General features: G+C 70.8%; 16 protein-coding genes and 1 pseudogene. 8 read left to right on the top strand and 9 right to left on the bottom strand.

The genetic code is table 11. The annotated features are described in order from the left end of the window. Positions 1-34 precede the first annotated feature (34 nt). Together ACIGYR_RS28260 and ACIGYR_RS28255 are read right to left on the bottom strand one after the other, a co-directional pair. On the bottom strand, positions 35-1,006 hold the full coding sequence (locus ACIGYR_RS28260) for a pirin family protein (RefSeq protein WP_399603410.1): 972 nt from the start codon (positions 1,004-1,006) through the stop codon (positions 35-37). Between the two features lie 208 nt (positions 1,007-1,214). Further along, positions 1,215-1,691 carry an SseB family protein gene (locus ACIGYR_RS28255; RefSeq protein WP_391846176.1) on the bottom strand — a complete coding sequence of 159 codons (477 nt, stop codon included), beginning with the start codon at positions 1,689-1,691 and terminating at the stop codon, positions 1,215-1,217. Between the two features lie 294 nt (positions 1,692-1,985). On the opposite strand from ACIGYR_RS28255, the gene ACIGYR_RS28250 reads away from it, so the two are divergent. The 3 genes from ACIGYR_RS28250 (at position 1,986) to ACIGYR_RS28240 (ending at position 5,522) form a co-directional block, all read left to right on the top strand. Continuing rightward, positions 1,986-3,812, top strand: coding sequence for an acyl-CoA dehydrogenase (locus tag ACIGYR_RS28250; protein WP_399604128.1), 1,827 nt, complete (start codon positions 1,986-1,988; stop codon positions 3,810-3,812). 84 nt (positions 3,813-3,896) lie between these two features. Further along, positions 3,897-5,195, top strand: a complete 1,299-nt coding sequence (locus ACIGYR_RS28245; protein WP_399603414.1) for a M18 family aminopeptidase — start codon at positions 3,897-3,899, stop codon at positions 5,193-5,195. A gap of 66 nt (positions 5,196-5,261) precedes the next feature. Further along, complete coding sequence (locus ACIGYR_RS28240) at positions 5,262-5,522, top strand: DUF6458 family protein (RefSeq protein ID WP_399603417.1); 261 nt, start codon at positions 5,262-5,264, stop codon at positions 5,520-5,522. 166 nt (positions 5,523-5,688) lie between these two features. Here the strand turns inward: ACIGYR_RS28240 and ACIGYR_RS28235 are convergent, their stop codons facing one another. Then, positions 5,689-6,543, bottom strand: a complete 855-nt coding sequence (locus tag ACIGYR_RS28235; protein WP_399603420.1) for a calcium-binding protein — start codon at positions 6,541-6,543, stop codon at positions 5,689-5,691. Positions 6,544-6,692: 149 nt separating this feature from the next. Beyond that, positions 6,693-6,779: pseudogene (locus tag ACIGYR_RS28230) on the bottom strand (cupin); the annotation flags it as partial. 143 nt (positions 6,780-6,922) lie between these two features. Between ACIGYR_RS28230 and ACIGYR_RS28225 the strand changes: the two are divergent. Continuing rightward, entirely contained in the window at positions 6,923-7,417 is a 495-nt protein-coding gene (locus ACIGYR_RS28225; protein WP_391846169.1) for an LURP-one-related/scramblase family protein, read from the top strand. Between the two features lie 21 nt (positions 7,418-7,438). Here the strand turns inward: ACIGYR_RS28225 and ACIGYR_RS28220 are convergent, their stop codons facing one another. Continuing rightward, positions 7,439-8,263, bottom strand: a complete 825-nt coding sequence (locus ACIGYR_RS28220; RefSeq protein WP_399603423.1) for a carbon-nitrogen family hydrolase — start codon at positions 8,261-8,263, stop codon at positions 7,439-7,441. Positions 8,264-8,446: 183 nt separating this feature from the next. On the opposite strand from ACIGYR_RS28220, the gene ACIGYR_RS28215 reads away from it, so the two are divergent. After that, positions 8,447-9,271, top strand: coding sequence for a maleylpyruvate isomerase family mycothiol-dependent enzyme (locus tag ACIGYR_RS28215; protein WP_399603426.1), 825 nt, complete (start codon positions 8,447-8,449; stop codon positions 9,269-9,271). Between the two features lie 346 nt (positions 9,272-9,617). On the opposite strand, the gene ACIGYR_RS28210 is transcribed toward ACIGYR_RS28215, so the two are convergent. Then, complete coding sequence (locus ACIGYR_RS28210) at positions 9,618-10,928, bottom strand: nitrate/nitrite transporter (protein WP_399603429.1); 1,311 nt, start codon at positions 10,926-10,928, stop codon at positions 9,618-9,620. Further along, positions 10,925-11,599 carry a GntR family transcriptional regulator gene (locus tag ACIGYR_RS28205; protein WP_391846161.1) on the bottom strand — a complete coding sequence of 225 codons (675 nt, stop codon included), beginning with the start codon at positions 11,597-11,599 and terminating at the stop codon, positions 10,925-10,927. Before ACIGYR_RS28205 ends, ACIGYR_RS28210 begins: the two co-directional genes overlap by 4 nt. Positions 11,600-11,788: 189 nt before the next feature. Here ACIGYR_RS28205 and ACIGYR_RS28200 point away from each other — a divergent pair, with 189 nt between their 5' ends. The 3 genes from ACIGYR_RS28200 to ACIGYR_RS28190 all read left to right on the top strand — a co-directional run bounded on the left by ACIGYR_RS28200 (position 11,789) and on the right by ACIGYR_RS28190 (position 14,122). Beyond that, positions 11,789-12,691: a D-alanyl-D-alanine carboxypeptidase family protein gene (locus tag ACIGYR_RS28200; protein WP_391846159.1), complete on the top strand. Its 903-nt coding sequence runs from the start codon at positions 11,789-11,791 to the stop codon at positions 12,689-12,691. A gap of 100 nt (positions 12,692-12,791) precedes the next feature. After that, positions 12,792-13,139: a GntR family transcriptional regulator gene (locus ACIGYR_RS28195; protein WP_399603434.1), complete on the top strand. Its 348-nt coding sequence runs from the start codon at positions 12,792-12,794 to the stop codon at positions 13,137-13,139. Beyond that, the gene (locus tag ACIGYR_RS28190) at positions 13,136-14,122 is read left to right on the top strand and encodes a DUF1648 domain-containing protein (protein WP_399603437.1); all 987 of its coding nucleotides are present in this window, start codon (positions 13,136-13,138) and stop codon (positions 14,120-14,122) included. The genes ACIGYR_RS28195 and ACIGYR_RS28190 overlap by 4 nt, the downstream gene beginning before the upstream one ends. Positions 14,123-14,294: 172 nt before the next feature. Here the strand turns inward: ACIGYR_RS28190 and ACIGYR_RS28185 are convergent, their stop codons facing one another. Continuing rightward, entirely contained in the window at positions 14,295-15,683 is a 1,389-nt protein-coding gene (locus ACIGYR_RS28185) for a dihydrolipoamide acetyltransferase family protein (protein ID WP_399603440.1), read from the bottom strand. Between the two features lie 10 nt (positions 15,684-15,693). Further along, positions 15,694-16,671 (bottom strand): alpha-ketoacid dehydrogenase subunit beta, encoded by a 978-nt coding sequence (locus tag ACIGYR_RS28180; protein ID WP_391846153.1) that lies wholly within the window; start codon positions 16,669-16,671, stop codon positions 15,694-15,696. Position 16,672 lies beyond the last annotated feature (1 nt).

Below are 16,672 nucleotides of genomic sequence, written 5' to 3'. Positions count from 1 at the left end.
CGGCCGGTGCGCCGACCGACCGGGCGCCGACGGGTCAGAGTCCGCCCTCGGACATCCCGTGCACCGCCGGGACCGTGCCCAGCCGGCCCTTCTGGAAGTCCTCGAAGGCCCGCATCAGCTCGTCCTTGGTGTTCATGACGAACGGGCCGTAGTGGGCCATCGGCTCACGGATGGGCTGTCCGCCGAGGAGGACGACCTCCAGGTCCGGGGTGTGCGAGTCCTGCTTCCCGTCCGCGCGGACGGTCAGCGAGGAGCCGGCGCCGAAGACGGCCGTCTGCCCCATGTGGACCGGGCGACGCTCGGTACCGACACTGCCGCGGCCCGCGAGGACGTACGCCAGACCGTTGAAGTCCTCACGCCAGGGGAGCGTGATCTCGGCGCCCGGGGCGAGCGTCGCGTGGATCATCGTGATGGGCGTGTGCGTGATGCCGGGACCCTCGTGGCCGTCCAGCTCGCCGGCGATGACGCGCAGGAGCGCGCCGCCGTCGGGAGTGGTGAGCAGCTGGACGTTGCCGCCGCGGATGTCCTGGTAGCGCGGGGCCATCATCTTGTCCTTGGCGGGCAGGTTCACCCACAGCTGGAGGCCGTGGAAGAGACCGCCGGACATGACGAGGGACTCCGGCGGGGCCTCGATGTGCAGCAGGCCCGAACCTGCCGTCATCCACTGGGTGTCGCCGTTGGTGATGGTGCCACCGCCACCGTTGGAGTCCTGGTGGTCGAAGATCCCGTCGATGATGTAGGTGACGGTCTCGAAGCCACGGTGGGGGTGCCAGGGGGTGCCCTTGGGCTCACCCGGCGCGTACTCCACCTCGCCCATCTGGTCCATCATGATGAACGGGTCGAGATGGCGGTAGTTGATCCCGGCGAACGCCCGGCGCACCGGGAAGCCCTCACCCTCGAAACCGCTCGGGGCGGTCGTGACGGCGAGCACGGGGCGTGCCACGGCGTCGGCGGGAGCGGTCACGCGGGGCAGCGTCAACGGGTTCTCGACGGTCACTGCAGGCATGGTGGGTACCTCCTTGGTACGCCCACTTTAGTTGAGCGTTGAACTTCTTGCCACCAGGAACGCGCGAACCCCGGAGGGAATTCCCTCCGGGGTGGAGCGCGCCGAGCGGCAACGGAAAAGCCGCCGGCCCGGCAGGGCCAGCGGCGAGGTGTCGGCCGGAGTCACGGCGGCGGCACCATGGGCCGACTCCGCCACCGGAAGGAATGGTTCAGCCGCCGTACATCCGGCGCATCGCGAAGTCCACCATCTGCTCGACCGCCTTCGCGTCGAACACCATCCGGTGCTCGCCCTCCATGTCCAGGACGAAGCCGTAGCCGGTCGGCAGCAGGTCGATCACCTCCGCGCCGGTGATGACGAAGTACTTGGACTCCTTGCCCGCGTACCGGCGCAGCTCCTTGAGCGAGGTGAACATCGGGATCACCGGCTGCTGGGTGTTGTGCAGGGCGAGGAAGCCGGGGGTGTCGCCGCGCGGGCAGTACACCTTCGACGTGGCGAAGATCTGCTGGAAGTCCTCGGCGGCCATCTGACCCGTGGTGAAGGCGCGCACGGCGTCCGCGAGGGAGGGCGGGGACGGCTCCGGGTAGAGCGGCGGCTGCTGGCCGTACCCGCCGGCACCGCCCGGCATCTGCTGCTGCGGTGAGGCGTACTGCTGCTGAGCGCCCACGTTCTGGTCGTAGCCGTACATGGGCGCAAGCGTACCGACGCGGGACCTCCGCAGGGGCGGCGGGGAAATCAATCCAGCGGGCGCCGAAGAAATGGGGGCCATCGTTCCGGATCGCCACGCCGTGCCGACGACTCGGTCGAGGCGGGCGGGCGTCCTCGCACACACGCGCGCGCAGGGGAGTAGACCCTTCTCACACTTGACCCGACAGGGGTTGCTTCTTATTACCGACGGGTAGCATCATCGGAGCTACTTGTTGGTACGTGAACTAGGTGCGAGGAGCCAGTGCCTCGCCGATCCCTCTACGGAGCCGTCGCCATGGGGCACTACAAGTCCAATCTCCGCGACATCGAGTTCAACCTCTTCGAAGTACTGGGGCGCGACAAGGTGTACGGCACCGGCCCCTTCGAGGAGATGGACGTCGAGACCGCCAAGAGCGTCCTGGAGGAGCTGACCCGCCTCTCCGAGAACGAGCTGGCCGAGTCCTTCGCCGACGCCGACCGCAACCCGCCGGTCTTCGACCCGGAGACCAACACCGCGCCGGTCCCCGCGTCCTTCAAGAAGAGCTACCAGGCCTTCATGGACTCCGAGTACTGGCGGCTCGGCCTGCCGGAGGAGATCGGCGGCACCACCTCGCCGCGCTCCCTGATCTGGGCCTACGCCGAGCTGATCCTGGGCGCCAACCCGGCCGTGTGGATGTACTCCTCCGGCCCGGCGTTCGCCGGCATCCTCTTCGAGGAGGGCAACGAGGTCCAGAAGCACATCGCCACGATCGCCACCGAGAAGCAGTGGGGCTCCACCATGGTGCTCACCGAGCCGGACGCCGGCTCGGACGTGGGCGCCGGCCGCACCAAGGCGGTCCAGCAGGAGGACGGCTCCTGGCACATCGAGGGCGTGAAGCGCTTCATCACCTCGGGTGAGCACGACATGTCGGAGAACATCCTCCACTACGTGCTCGCGCGTCCCGAGGGCGCCGGCCCCGGCACCAAGGGCCTGTCCCTCTTCCTCGTCCCGAAGTACCTCTTCGACTTCGAGACCGGCGAGCTGGGCGAGCGCAACGGCGTCTACGCCACCAACGTCGAGCACAAGATGGGCCTGAAGGCGTCCAACACGTGCGAGATGACCTTCGGCGACCAGCACCCCGCCAAGGGCTGGCTGATCGGCGACAAGCACGACGGCATCCGCCAGATGTTCCGCATCATCGAGTTCGCCCGCATGATGGTCGGCACGAAGGCGATCTCCACGCTGTCCACCGGCTACCTGAACGCGCTGGAGTACGCCAAGGAGCGCGTCCAGGGCCCGGACCTGGCCAACTTCATGGACAAGACCGCGCCCAAGGTCACCATCACCCACCACCCCGACGTGCGCCGCTCGCTCATGACGCAGAAGGCGTACGCGGAGGGCATGCGCGCCCTGGTGCTGTACACCGCCTCGATCCAGGACGCGATCCAGATCAAGGAGGCGAACGGTGAGGACGCCTCCGCCGAGGAAGCGCTGAACGACCTGCTGCTGCCGATCGTCAAGGGCTACGGCTCCGAGAAGGGCTATGAGCAGCTCGCCCAGTCGCTGCAGACCTTCGGCGGCTCCGGCTTCCTCCAGGAGTACCCGATCGAGCAGTACATCCGGGACTCCAAGATCGACACCCTGTACGAGGGCACCACGGCCATCCAGGGCCAGGACTTCTTCTTCCGGAAGATCGTCCGCAACCAGGGCGCCGCGCTGAACTCCCTCGCCGAGGACATCAAGAAGTTCCTGGCGCTCGGCACCGGCGGCGAGGAGCTGGCCGGCGCCCGCGAGCACCTGGCCAAGGCGGCCGTAGAGCTGGAGGCGATCGTCGGCCTGATGCTGACCGACCTCGCCGCCACCGAGCAGGACACCAAGAACATCTACAAGGTCGGCCTCAACACCACCCGCCTGCTGCTGGCCTCCGGTGACGTGGTCGTCGGCTACCTGCTCCTCAAGGGCGCCGCGATAGCCGCCGAGAAGCTGACCACGGCCTCGGCGAAGGACAAGGCGTTCTACACCGGCAAGATCGCCGCGGCGAAGTTCTTCGCCGCGAACGTCCTGCCGGGCGTCACGCTCGCCCGCAAGATCGCCTCGGGCGTCGAGCTGGACCTCATGGAGCTGGACGAGTCGGCCTTCTAGACGTTCCGGACGTCCCCGACGATTCCTCGCACGGGCCCGCTCCTTTCCGGGAGCGGGCCCGTGCACGTCGTTAAGGTGAATCCCATGAGCGCAGCAGCCCGCTTCGACCGCGGCCACACCGACGACCTGATGTCCTTCCTGGCGGCCGGCCCGTCGCCGTACCACGCCGTGGCGAACACCGCTGAGCGGCTGGAGAAGGCCGGGTTCCGTCAGGTGGCGGAGACGGACGCCTGGGACGGGACGCACGGCGGCCGGTACGTGCTGCGCGGCGGCGCGATCGTGGCCTGGTACGTGCCCGAGGGCGCCGAGCCGCACACGCCGTTCCACATCATCGGCGCCCACACCGACTCGCCGAGCCTGCGGGTCAAGCCGCGCCCGGACAGCGGGGCGCACGGCTGGCGCCAGGTCGCCGTGGAGATCTACGGCGGCCCGCTGCTCAACTCATGGCTGGACCGGGATCTGGGCCTGGCCGGCCGGCTGACCCTGCGCGACGGCTCCTCGGTCCTGGTCAACGTGGACCGGCCGCTGCTGCGGGTGCCGCAGCTCGCCATCCACCTGGACCGTTCGGTCAGCGCCGAGGGACTCAAGCTCGACAAGCAGCGGCACATGCAGCCGGTGTGGGGGCTGGGCAACGACGTGCTGGAGGGCGATCTCATCGCCTTCCTGGAGCAGGAGGCCGGGCTGGCGGCGGGCTCGGTGGCCGGCTGGGACCTGATGGCGCACCCCGTGGAGCCGCCGGCCTACCTCGGCCGGGACCGGGAGCTGGTCGCCGGTCCGCGCATGGACAACCTGCTGTCCGTGCACGCCGGCGCCGCCGCCCTCGCCGCCGTGGCGGCCTCCGGCGCCCCGCTGACCCGCATCCCCGTGCTGGCCGCCTTCGACCACGAGGAGAACGGCTCCCAGTCGGACACCGGCGCGGACGGCCCGCTGCTCGGCACGGTGCTGGAACGCTCAATCTTCGCGCGCGGGGGGTCGTACGAGGACCGGGCCCGCTCCCTCGCCGACTCGGTCTGTCTGTCCTCCGACACGGGTCACGCCGTGCACCCCAACTACGGCGAGCGGCACGACCCGACGCACCACCCGCGGGTCAACGGCGGGCCGATCCTCAAGGTCAACGTCAACAACCGCTACGCCACGGACGGTTCGGGCCGTGCGGTGTTCGCCGCGGCCTGCGAGAAGGCGAACGTCCCCTTCCAGAGCTTCGTCTCGAACAACTCCATGCCGTGCGGCACCACCATCGGCCCGATCACCGCGGCCCGGCACGGTATCCGCACGGTCGACATCGGCGTCGCGATCCTCTCCATGCACAGCGTCCGTGAACTGTGCGGCGCCGACGACCCCTTCCTGCTGGCGAACGCGCTGACGGCTTTTCTGGAGGGCTAGTCCGGATCCCGCCGGGTACCCGAACGGCACCGGAGATTCCGGAACCGGAAGGGGAGGCGAAGCCTCATGGGGCTCGGCGGATGCATCATCCTCATAGCCGTGGGGGCCATTCTCACGTTCGCGACGGACTGGCACATGCACGGCGTCAACCTCACCGTCGTCGGCCTGATCCTGATGGCCGTGGGCCTGATCGGCGTCGCGACGTTCAGCGGGATCGCGCGACGCCGCCGTGTGGTGGTGCCGCCGACGACACAGGTCGTCGAAGAGGAACCGCACCACCATCACCACCGCGTCGACGGCGGCTACTCCGACGGCTACGGCGTCTGAGGCGCCGCCTCCCGCTCGTCCAAGGCCACCGGCACGAGTGACAGGCGGTCCGCTCGGCCCTGAGCGGCGGCTCGGGCGCGCCGGGCAGCGGAACCGGTCGTGACTCAAGGGTGCCATCCGGCGTCCACAGCGCGTCCGGCACCTGTGGAAGACCCGGGCGGGGCCGTCAGTCCTGGTGGACCACGTTCCGGCCGGGGCCGCCGGAGAGGGTGTCCCGGCCGGGGCCGCCGTACAGCTTGTCGTTCCCGCTGTTGCCGTACAGCCTGTCGTTGCCGCTGTTGCCGTACAGGACGTCGTTGCCCTTGCCGCCGTACAGGGTGTCGGCGCCGGTCCCGCCGTAGATCGTGTCGTTGCCGTCGTCGCCGGCGAGGTCCTGGCCCGCGGCGCCGCCACGCAGGACGTCGTCGCCCCTGCCGCCCTTCGCGATGTTGTCGCCGCCGCCCGCGTTGATCGTGTCCTTGCCGTCGCCGCCCCAGGCCAGGCCCTCCGCACCGACCGTGAGGGTGTCGTCGCCCGCGTCGCCCGAGACGTAGGCACCGTCGAGGCGGCCCGAGTCCGTCGCCTTGTCGTCGCCCGTACCGAGGGAGATCTCGGCGTAGGAGTAGATCTGGTCGGTGGCGTTCTTGTACGCGACGGTGTCATTGCGGTCGCCGAGGTTCATGACCAGGGCGGCATAGGGGTCCTGGCTGTCCACGCCGGTGACCGTGCAGGCGACCTTGGTGTGATCGGCACTGTTCGGGTAGGCGCAGTCGTGGCCCGCCGTGATCGTGACGACGTCGTCGATGACGTAGGTGATGCCGGACCGGTCACCGGTGAGGGACGCGGTGACCGTCGCCTTGTTCGTCTGGCCGACCGCGGCCTTGTAGGTGAGCTGCCAGTCGTACCGGTTGACCTCGGCGGTGGCCGACGGCGTCGCGGCACCGGCGGTGCCGGTCAGGGCGAACGGCACCGCCAGGGCGGCGGTGCCGACGGCCAGGGCGAGCGCGCGCACCGGCCGACGGCGGTGAGGACGAGCGGACATGGTGGACCTCCGGGAGGAACGGACGGGCGAGTGTTCCGACTTCCGTACCGTTCGACACGGGCGGCGGCCCACCGGTTGGCCAACTCCCTTGCCTGACCTAAGAGTTCACTTCGCGAACACCTGGCGTACCGGTGGAGCACGGCGCCCGGTCAGGTCAGCGCGTGGCCCGTGGTCGCGTCCACGTGGTCCCGGACCTCCTCGTGCCGGTCGCCGACGGTCAGGGTCCCGGTGGGTTCCGGGCCGCGGCGGGATACGGGGCCGAGCCCGTCGGCGGACCGCAAGCGGTTCGCGGGGGTGCCCTGATCGGCCGGTCCGGCCGTCACCGCGGCATTTCCCCGCTTCCGTGACGATCGGCCCGCCCCGGGGAAGCATGCTCCGTATGAGATTCCTCGTACGCGACCGGATCCTCGGCATCGGTGACGACTGGTGGATCGAGGACGAGCAGGGCCGGAAGGTGTTCCTCGTCGACGGCAAGGCGATGCGCCTGCGGGACACCTTCGAGCTGAAGGACGCCCAGGGGCGGGTCCTGATCGACATCCACCAGAAGATGCTCGCCCTGCGCGACACCATGGTGATCGAACGGGACGGCGAGCCCCTGGCCAGGATCAAGCGCAAGCGGCTGTCCCTGCTGCGCAACCACTACCGGGTCTCCCTGGTGGACGGCACAGAGCTGGACGTCAGCGGCAAGATCATGGACCGCGAGTTCGCCGTCGAGTACGACGGCGAACTCCTCGCGGTGATCTCCCGCCGCTGGCTGACCGTCCGCGACACGTACGGCGTCGACGTCGTACGGGAGGACGCCGACCCGGCGCTGCTCATCGCGGTGGCGGTGTGCGTCATCCACCTCGCCGAGAAGGAGGGCGAGGAGGACTGAGCCGGGGCGGGTGCGAAAGCGCTAACCCCGGTGCCGGGGTGGTTCCAGGCCCAGGACCCGGTCCTTCAGCGCCGGGAACTGCTCGCGGGTCGCGGCCACCTTCGCCGGGTCGATGTCGACCGTGAGGACCTCCTCGCCGGCGCCGGCCTCCGCGAGCACCTCGCCCCACGGATCCACCACGATCGAGTGACCCGCCTGCGGAACTCCGGCGTGGGTGCCGGCCGTTCCACATGCGAGCACGAACGCCTGGTTCTCCACCGCCCGCGCCTGAGCCAGCAGCGTCCAGTGCGCGCGTCGCCGCTCGGGCCAGCCCGCCGGGATCACCAGCGTCTCGGCGCCGGCGTCGACCAGTCCGCGGAAGAGTTCGGGGAAACGGAGGTCGTAACAGGTGGCCACGCCGAGCGTGGTCCCGGGCAGCCGGACCGTCACCAGGTCCCGGCCCGCCCCCATCAGCACGGCCTCGCCCTTGTCGAAGCCGAAGCGATGGATCTTGCGATAGACCGCGGCCAGTTCACCGGAGGGGGAGAAGACGAGAGACGTGTTGTAGAGGGGGCCCTCGCCCGGGGCGGAGCCGCTGTCGGACGCTGCCCGTTCGGGGATGGAGCCGGCGTGCAGCCACACACCCGCGTCGCTCGCCGCCTTGGCCATCGCCTCGTACGTCGGCCCTTCGAGCGGCTCGGCCTCGCGGCCGAACTCCTCGTAGGCGAAGGCGCCGGTGGTCCACAGCTCGGGCAGTACGACGAGGTCGGCCCCGCTCTGCTCCCGCACCAGCGCGGCCACGCGCCGCCTCCGGGAGCCGGCCGGTTCACCCTCGTCCACGTCGATCTGGATCAGCGAGGCGCGCACACTACCACCGTCCTGGCATTCGAGCCGTCCACACGGGCCTACGATCGTCACACGAAAGCACTGCCGGGGTGCCTTTCAGCAGCGTAACTTAGCCTCTCAAGACACCCGCCGAAGTGCAGCCGCCGCCCGCTGGCAATGCCGCCACAACCTGCCCGTGTACCGACCGCCGAGGGGTCCCGTTCCGTGAGTCTGCATCCCACCCTCCAGCCCTACGCCGACGCCTGGACGCACTCCATCGAAGCGATATCCGAGATGGTGCAGTCGCTCGTCGAGGGCGAGTGGAACCGGCGGACACCCTGCCCCGGCTGGTCGGTCAGGGACATCGTGTCCCATGTCATCGGCGTGGACTGCGAGATGCTGGGCGATCCGCGCCCCATCCACGCCCTGCCGCGCGACCTGTTCCACGTCACCACCGAGCACCAGCGCTACATGGAGATGCAGGTCGACGTCCGCCGCCACCACACGGCGCCGGAGATGACGGCCGAGCTGGAGTACACGGTCATCCGGCGCAACCGCCAGCTGCGCAACGAGTCCCGGGACCCCGGCACCCTGGTACGCGGGCCGCTGAGCACGGAGATCACCCTGGAACAGGCATACCGGGCGCGAGCGTTCGACGTCTGGGTGCATGAGCAGGACCTGCGCACGGCCCTCGGCCGCCCCGGCAACCTGGACTCGCCGGGCGCCCACATCACCCGGGACGTCCTGCTGGAGGCGCTGCCCGGGGTCGTCGCGCGGGACGCGGGCGCGCCGCGCAGCTCGGCGATCGTGTTCGACGTGCACGGACCGGTCGAGTTCCTGCGCACCGTCCGCGTCGACATCCAGGGCCGCGGCACGGTGGAGACCGCCCCCGCCCTCGGCCCCGCCGCCGCCCTCGTCCTGGACTGGGAGACCTACGTCCGCCTGGCCTGCGGCCGTGTCACCCCCGAGGCGGTGGCGGACCGGGTGAAGACGGAGGGCGACCAGGACCTGGCGTCGGCGATCCTGCACAACTTCACGGTGACGCCGTAGCCCCCCGGACACCCACCCCCGAAACAAACAGCCGCCAACGCCGGGGCCGGGCCACCCCCACGGCCGGCCCCTCCCGGAACGGGCAGCCGCCGACGGCGGAGATCCCACGGGGCCACCTCCCTCGCCCGACCCCTCCCGGAACGGGTAGCCACCGACGACGGGGACCGGGCCACCTCCCTCGGCCGACCCCTCCCGGAACGGGCAGCCACCGACGGCGAGGACCGGGTCGCCCCCCCTCGCCCGACCCCTCCCGGAACGGGCAGCCGCCGACGGTGGGGGCGCCGGCGGGTCGGCCCGCCTTCCAGCGGACTGGAAACGGGTGGCGCGTGGGTGGGCGGGGACGGCCTCAAGCCGCAGGCACGTGCACCGTCTCCACCCGGCTGGCGACCAACCGCTCACGCTCCCGCCGAGCCGCCCGCCCCCGCAGCCGCAGAATCTGACTGACGCCGAGCGCCTGGAGGACGAACACCGCCGAGAAGGCCACGGTGTAGTCGTCCCCGGTCGCATCCAGCAGCACGCCGATCGCGAACAACGTGGTCATGGAGGCGATGAAGCCGCCCATGTTGGTGATGCCGGACGCCGTACCCTGCCGCTCGGGCGGGTTGGCCGGCCGGGCGAAGTCGAAGCCGAGCATCGACGCCGGCCCGCACGCGCCGAGCACCGCGCACAGCACCAGCAGGAGCCACATCGGGGCACGCTCCCCGGGGTAGGCCAGCGTCACCGCCCACAGCAGCGCGGTGGCACCCACCGTGCCCAGAGCCAACGGCAGCCGCGCCGCGTGGTGCCGGGCGACGATCTGGCCGTAGACCAGACCGATCACCATGTTGGACAGGACGACGAGGGTGAGCAGTTCGCCGGCCGTGGCGCGGCTGAGGCCCTGCGCCTCGACCAGGAACGGCAGACCCCACAGCAGCAGGAACACCATCGCCGGGAACTGGGTGGTGAAGTGCACCCACAGACCCAGCCGGGTGCCCGGCTCCCGCCAGGAGGCGGCGATCTGCCGGCGGACGTAGGCCGCACCCTGGTGCGGGGACAGCTCCGGTTCCTGCCCCTCGGGGTGGTCCCTGAGGAACAGCAGGGTCAGGACCAGGACGACGGCACCCGCCAGCGCGCTGCCCGCGAACGCGGGGGTCCAGCCGACACTGTGCAGCAGCCGGGCCAGGACCAGCGTCGAGATCAGGTTGCCCGCCATGCCGACCAGTCCCGCGAGCTGCGCGACCAGCGGCCCGCGCCGGGCGGGGAACCAGCGGGTGCCGAGCCGCAGGACGCTGATGAAGGTCATCGCGTCGCCGCAGCCCAGCAGCGCCCGGGAGGCGAGCGCGGTGCCGTACGACGGGGAGAAGGCGAAGCCCAGCTGCCCGGCGGTGAACAGCACCGCCCCGATGCTCAGCACCTTCTTGGTGCCCAGGCGGTCGACCAGCAGGCCGACGGGTATCTGCATGCCCGCGTAGACCAGCAGCTGGAGGATGGAGAACGTCGAGAGGGCGGAGGCGCCCACGTGGAAGCGGTCGGCCGCGTCGAGGCCGGCCACCCCCAGCGACGTACGGAAGATGACGGCGACGAAGTAGACGGCCACGCCTATGGACCACACGGCGACGGCCCGGCGCCCACCTGGCGGGTCACCCGGAAGGGTGGCGTTGGGCCCGGGAGCGCTCATCGGACCTCACCCCGCGCGAGGTGCGAGAACCAGCCCACATGCCGGTGCACGACACCGACGGCCGCCGCCGCGTCCCCGGCGCGCAGCGCGTCCAGGATCTCCTCGTGCTCGGCGAGCGTCTTGGCGATCCGGTCGGGATGGGAGTGCATGACGGCGACGCCCATCCGCAGCTGGCGGTCGCGCAGCTGGTCGTAGAGCCGGGAGAGGATCTCGTTGCCGCCGCTGCGCACGATCTCGGCGTGGAAGCAGCGGTCGGTGACCGCGGCGGCGGCCAGGTCGCCGGCCGCGGCCTGCGCCTTCTGCTGCTCCAGCAGCTCGGTCAGCCGCTCCAGCAGTCCCGGCGGGGCGGGTACGGCCTTGCGGGCCGCGTGCTCCTCCACCAGCAGCCGGGTCTCCACCACGTCGGCGATCTCCTGCGCGGAGACCGGCAGGACCAGGGCGCCCTTCTTCGGGTAGAGGCGGATGAGACCTTCGGCCTCCAGCCGCAGCAGCGCCTCCCGGACGGGGGTGCGCGAGACCCCCACGGCCTCCGCCAGCTCGCCCTCGGTGAGCAGGGTGCCGCCTTCGTAGCGGCGGTCGAGCACCCCCTGCTTGACATGGGCGTACACGCGGTCGGCGGCGGGTGGCGGCTTCAGGGACTGCGGTGCGGGCTGCTCGACGGCCGTTTTCATGCCCACAGGATAGATACAACACGTACGCAAGCGGCAGCCCCGTCCATCATGCGGACGTGATGAGCGCCTCTCGCAGCGGCCGCACAACCTTCTGTGCTACTTACGTGTCACACACATGCGGCTCCCTTCCGCTCCCACGTCAACTCGGCCGCATATCAGGGGCATTCAACACATCCGAGGTACATCACATTGATTACCGGCATTACGGGCACCCGCTTCCGCACAGCCGCCGCCGTCGCTGTCACCTCCGGCGCGCTGCTCGCCACCGGTGCCCTCACCGCAGCGCCCGCACAGGCCGTCGCCACGCCCTCGATCGTGGCCAAGGGCGGGTACCTCATGAACAACTCCAACAGCGCGACGCTGTTCGGGAAGAACGCGGACAAGCCGCTCTCCACCGGCTCCACCACAAAGATCATGACCGCCAAGGTCGTGCTCGCGCAGCCGAACCTCGACCTGAACGCCACGGTGACGATCGACAAGGCGTACAGCGACTACGTCGTCAAGAACAACGCCTCCCTGGCGCACCTGATCGTCGGTGACAAGGTGACGGTGCGTCAGCTGCTGTACGGTCTGATGCTGCCGTCCGGCTGCGACGCCGCTTACGCGCTCGCCGACAAGTTCGGTACCGGTTCCACCCGCGCGGCCCGCGTGAAGAGCTTCATCGGAAAGATGAACACCGCCGCCAAGAACCTGCATCTGACCAACACCCACTTCGATTCCTTCGACGGCATCGGCAGCGGCAACAACTACTCGACACCGCGCGACCTGACGAAGATCGCCAGCAGCGCGATGAAGAACTCCACGTTCCGCACGGTCGTGAAGACGAAGTCGTACACCGCCAAGACGAAGACCAAGTCGGGCGGCACCCGCACGATGGCCCCGTGGAAGAACACCAACGGGCTGCTCAGCAGCTACAGCGGCACCATCGGGGTGAAGACCGGCTCCGGTCCGGAGGCCAAGTACTGCCTGGTGTTCGCCGCGACCCGGAACGGCAAGACGGTCATCGGCACCGTCCTCGCCTCCTCCTCCATCGCCCAGCGCGAGGCCGACGCCAAGAAGCTCCTCGGCTACGGCTTCGCCAAGCTCGGCTGACACACCGCTCGACCCCGAGGGCCCGTCGCGTACCGCGGCGGGCCCTTCTCGTTGCTCCCCCCTTCACGATGGCACCCATGGTGCTAGTGTCATTAGCACCATGCTGCTACGTCTGGACACGGCCGACACCCGCGCGCTGCACGAACAGGTCGCCGCGGCGATCCGACGGGCCATCGCCGAGGGCGAGTGCCGCGCGGGCGACCGGCTGCCCTCGGCCCGCGCTCTCTCCACGGCCCTGGACATCAATGTCAACACCGTCCTGCGCGGTCTGCGCGAACTGCGGGACGAGGGCCTGCTGGAGTTCCGGCGGGGCCGGGGGATCACGGTCGCCGAGGGCGCGGCCCGCCGCTCCGGGCTGCAGATCAAGGTGCGGGAGCTGGTGGCGGAGGCGTCCCGGCTGGGTTACAGCCCAAGCGACCTCATCGACATGATCCGGGGGCCGGCATGACGGGGAAGGACACAGGGGCCGAGCCCCACGGTCACACGGCGCGCCGGTGGCTCGTCGCCTCGACGGCGACCGTCACCGCCGTGCTCGCCGGGGTGCCCTGGGCCGCGCACGACCGGCTCCCCGGCCGGCTGGCCACCCACTGGAGCGGCGGTGACACCCCCGACGGCTCGATGCCGCTGTGGGCGGCCTCCCTGTTCCCGGCGGCCGTCTGGCTGCTGGTCGCCCTCCCGGTGAGCCTCCGATGGCGCCGCTCCCGGCCCGCCGCACGCCCCTGGCGGGCGATGGCGCTCGCACCCACGGGGGCTGTTCTCGTCGGCGCGCAGGTGTCCGTGGTCCGGGCGAACCTCGACCGCGCGGACTGGCACGAGGCCCGGATGTCCGTCCTCGGCGTGGTGCTGCCCATGGCCCTGGCGGCGGTGGCCGGCGCGATCACATGGCGGCTGACCACCCTGCCCACCGCCGCACCCGCCGCCACCGCCCGCGCACTGGACCTGCCCGAGGGCGAACGGCTGGTGTGGTTCTCCCGTACGGCCAACCCGGCCTTGCGGCTGCTGGCGGCGGTGGCGGGTCTGCTCGCCGCCGCCGCGCTGGTCACCCTGGCCGCCGGTCTGGTGAACCCCGCCGGGCTGTGGCCCGTGTGCGTGGTCTGCACGGTCACCGCGCTCACCGTCACCGCCTTCTCCTCGGTCCAGGCCAAGGTGTCGGAGGCCGGTCTGGAGGTGTCGTTCGGCCCGCTCGGCTGGCCCGCCCGCCGCTGGGCCCCGGCCGCCATCGAGTCCGCCCGCGCCGAGCGGCGGCTGCCCTCCCAGGTCGGCGGCTGGGGCTACCGCTTCAGCGGCCTCGGCACGACGGTCATGCTCCGCGCCGGCGACTGCCTGGTCATACGCCCCCGGGGGCGGCGTACCGACTTCGCGGTGAGCGTGGACGACGCCGAGCGGGGCGCGGCCCTGCTGAACGCGCTCCGGACCCACCGGCCCGGCTGACCGCGCCCCGAGCCGGGCACCGACTCACCGCACACCGGCACTCCGCCGCAGCGGAGCCGAGGACGGCGTGCCGGTGTGCGTGCTCGACCGGGGCTGAAAGAGAGAGGGGGCGGTCGCAACCCAAACGGGCGGCCGCCCCCTCTCTCATCCCGGACGTTACCCACCAGGGGCCTCATGCCCAGGTGATGAGCCTCTTCGGCTGTTCCAGGATCGCCGCGACGTCCGCGAGGACCTTGGAGCCCAGCTCGCCGTCGACCAGCCGGTGGTCGAAGCTCAGGGCCAGGGTGGTGACCTGACGCGGCTTCACCTTCCCCTTGTGGACCCAGGGCTGGAGCTTGATCGCACCGACCGCGAGGATCGCCGACTCTCCCGGGTTGAGGATCGGGGTGCCCGTGTCGACGCCGAAGACACCGACGTTGGTGATGGTCACCGTGCCGCCCTGCATGGCGGCGGGCGAGGTCTTGCCCTCGCGGGCCGTCGCCACCAGCTCGCCCAGCGCCTCCGCCAGCTGCGGCAGCGTCTTGTCGTGCGCGTCCTTGATGTTCGGGACGATCAGGCCACGGGGGGTGGCCGCCGCGATGCCCAGGTTGACGTAGTGCTTGAGCACGATCTCCTGGTTGGCCTCGTCCCAGGAGGCGTTGACGTCCGGGTTGCGCTTGATGGCGACCAGCAGGGCCTTGGCGATCAGCAGGAGCGGGTTGACCCGCAGGCCCTGCATGTCCTTGTCCTGCTTCAGCTCCTCGACCAGCTTCATCGTGCGGGTCACGTCCACCGTCACGAACTCGGTGACGTGCGGGGCCGTGAAGGCCGAACCGACCATCGCCTGCGCGGTGGCCTTGCGGACACCCTTGACCGGGACACGGGTCTCGCGCCCGGTGTCGTACGACGTCACGGGCGCCGCGGCCACGGGGGCGGCGGCCGGGGCCTGGGCGACCTGCTCGACGGTCTGGGGCGCGGCCGCCGCGTGGACGTCCTCGCGGGTGATGATCCCGTCCGGGCCGGACGGGACGATCACAGCCAGGTCGACGCCCAGATCCTTGGCCAGCTTGCGCACGGGCGGCTTGGCCAGCGGGCGGGCCTTGTCGGTGACCGCGCCGCCGTGGCCGTTCAGCTCCGCCTGGATCGCCTGCGCCGGGACCGTGACCTCCGGGCCCTTGCGGGGGCGTCGCTTGGTGGAGGAGGTCGCCACGCCGTAGCCGACGAGGACCGGCTGTCGGCCTTCCGGCTTCGGCTCGTCCTTCGGCTGGGCGGGCTCCGTCCGCGGCTGCTCGGCGGGCGCCTCCGGTGCGGCACCGCCGGCCCCCGCGACGGCCACCGCGATGATGGACGTGCCCACGTCCACCGTGGTGCCCTCGGGGAAGTGCAGTTCGCGGACCACGCCGTCGTAGGGGATGGGGAGTTCCACCGCCGCCTTGGCGGTCTCCACCTCGCAGACCACCTGGCCGTCGGTGACCGTGTCACCCGGCTGGACGTACCACTTGAGGATCTCCGCCTCGGTGAGTCCCTCGCCCACGTCGGGCATCTTGAACTCGCGTACGGACGCTTCCGTCATCGTCGTCACGACCCTCTCCTCAGTACGCCAGCGAGCGGTCGACGGCGTCGAGCACGCGATCCAGGTCGGGCAGGTACTCCTCCTCCAGGCGGGCCGGCGGGTACGGGGCGTGATAGCCGCCGACCCGCAGGACCGGTGCCTCCAGGTGGTAGAAGCAGCGCTCGGTGATCCGGGCGGCGATCTCCGCGCCGGAGCCGAAGAACACCGGCGCCTCGTGGACCACGACCAGGCGGCGGGTCTTCTCCACCGAGGACTGCACGGCGTCGAAGTCGAGGGGGCTGACCGAGCGCAGGTCCAGGACCTCCAGGGACTTGCCCTCCTCGGCCGCCGCGTCGGCGGCCTCCTGGCAGAGCTTCACCATCGGGCCGTAGGCCGCCAGGGTGAGGTCGGTGCCCTCGCGGACCACGCGGGCCTTGTGCAGCGGGGCCGGGATCGCCTCGAAGTCGACCTCGGCCTTGTCCCAGTAGCGCCGCTTGGGCTCGAAGTAGATCACCGGGTCGTCGCTCTGGATGGCCTGCTGCATCATCCAGTACGCGTCGGAGGAGTTGGAGGGGCTGACGACCTTCAGGCCCGCCACGTGCGCGAACAGCGCCTCGGGGGACTCGGAGTGGTGCTCGACCGCGCCGATGCCGCCGCCGTAGGGGATGCGGACGACGACCGGCAGCTTGACCTTGCCCAGGGAGCGGGCGTGCATCTTGGCGAGCTGGGTGACGATCTGGTCGTAGGCCGGGAAGACGAAGCCGTCGAACTGGATCTCCACCACCGGGCGGTAGCCGCGCAGGGCCAGGCCGATCGCGGTGCCGACGATGCCGGACTCGGCGAGCGGGGTGTCGATGACCCGGCTCTCGCCGAAGTCCTTCTGCAGGCCGTCCGTCACCCGGAAGACGCCGCCGAGCTTGCCGACGTCCTCGCCCATGACGAGGACCTTGGGGTCGGTGTCCAGGGCACGGCGCAGCGACTCGTTGATGGCCTTGGCCATCGCCATCTTCTCGGCCATC

This window comes from Streptomyces sp. NPDC053076, assembly GCF_044546845.1.
Lineage (GTDB): Bacteria > Actinomycetota > Actinomycetes > Streptomycetales > Streptomycetaceae > Streptomyces.
The sequence above is the reverse complement of the archived record's forward strand: the minus strand, read 5'-3'. Positions and strand labels throughout refer to the sequence as shown.

What these genes read in the sequence shown, in the direction of transcription:
- ACIGYR_RS28190 (WP_399603437.1), top strand. Translation starts at nt 13,136, where the DNA reads ATGACGGGGAAGGACACAGGGGCCGAGCCCCACGGTCACACGGCGCGC.
- ACIGYR_RS28240 (WP_399603417.1), top strand. Translation starts at nt 5,262, where the DNA reads ATGGGGCTCGGCGGATGCATCATCCTCATAGCCGTGGGGGCCATTCTC.
- ACIGYR_RS28235 (WP_399603420.1), bottom strand. Translation starts at nt 6,543, where the DNA reads ATGTCCGCTCGTCCTCACCGCCGTCGGCCGGTGCGCGCGCTCGCCCTG.
- ACIGYR_RS28180 (WP_391846153.1), bottom strand. Translation starts at nt 16,671, where the DNA reads ATGGCCGAGAAGATGGCGATGGCCAAGGCCATCAACGAGTCGCTGCGC.
- ACIGYR_RS28260 (WP_399603410.1), bottom strand. Translation starts at nt 1,006, where the DNA reads ATGCCTGCAGTGACCGTCGAGAACCCGTTGACGCTGCCCCGCGTGACC.
- ACIGYR_RS28205 (WP_391846161.1), bottom strand. Translation starts at nt 11,599, where the DNA reads ATGAAAACGGCCGTCGAGCAGCCCGCACCGCAGTCCCTGAAGCCGCCA.
- ACIGYR_RS28245 (WP_399603414.1), top strand. Translation starts at nt 3,897, where the DNA reads ATGAGCGCAGCAGCCCGCTTCGACCGCGGCCACACCGACGACCTGATG.
- ACIGYR_RS28255 (WP_391846176.1), bottom strand. Translation starts at nt 1,691, where the DNA reads ATGTACGGCTACGACCAGAACGTGGGCGCTCAGCAGCAGTACGCCTCA.
- ACIGYR_RS28250 (WP_399604128.1), top strand. Translation starts at nt 1,986, where the DNA reads ATGGGGCACTACAAGTCCAATCTCCGCGACATCGAGTTCAACCTCTTC.
- ACIGYR_RS28210 (WP_399603429.1), bottom strand. Translation starts at nt 10,928, where the DNA reads ATGAGCGCTCCCGGGCCCAACGCCACCCTTCCGGGTGACCCGCCAGGT.
- ACIGYR_RS28195 (WP_399603434.1), top strand. Translation starts at nt 12,792, where the DNA reads ATGCTGCTACGTCTGGACACGGCCGACACCCGCGCGCTGCACGAACAG.
- ACIGYR_RS28225 (WP_391846169.1), top strand. Translation starts at nt 6,923, where the DNA reads ATGAGATTCCTCGTACGCGACCGGATCCTCGGCATCGGTGACGACTGG.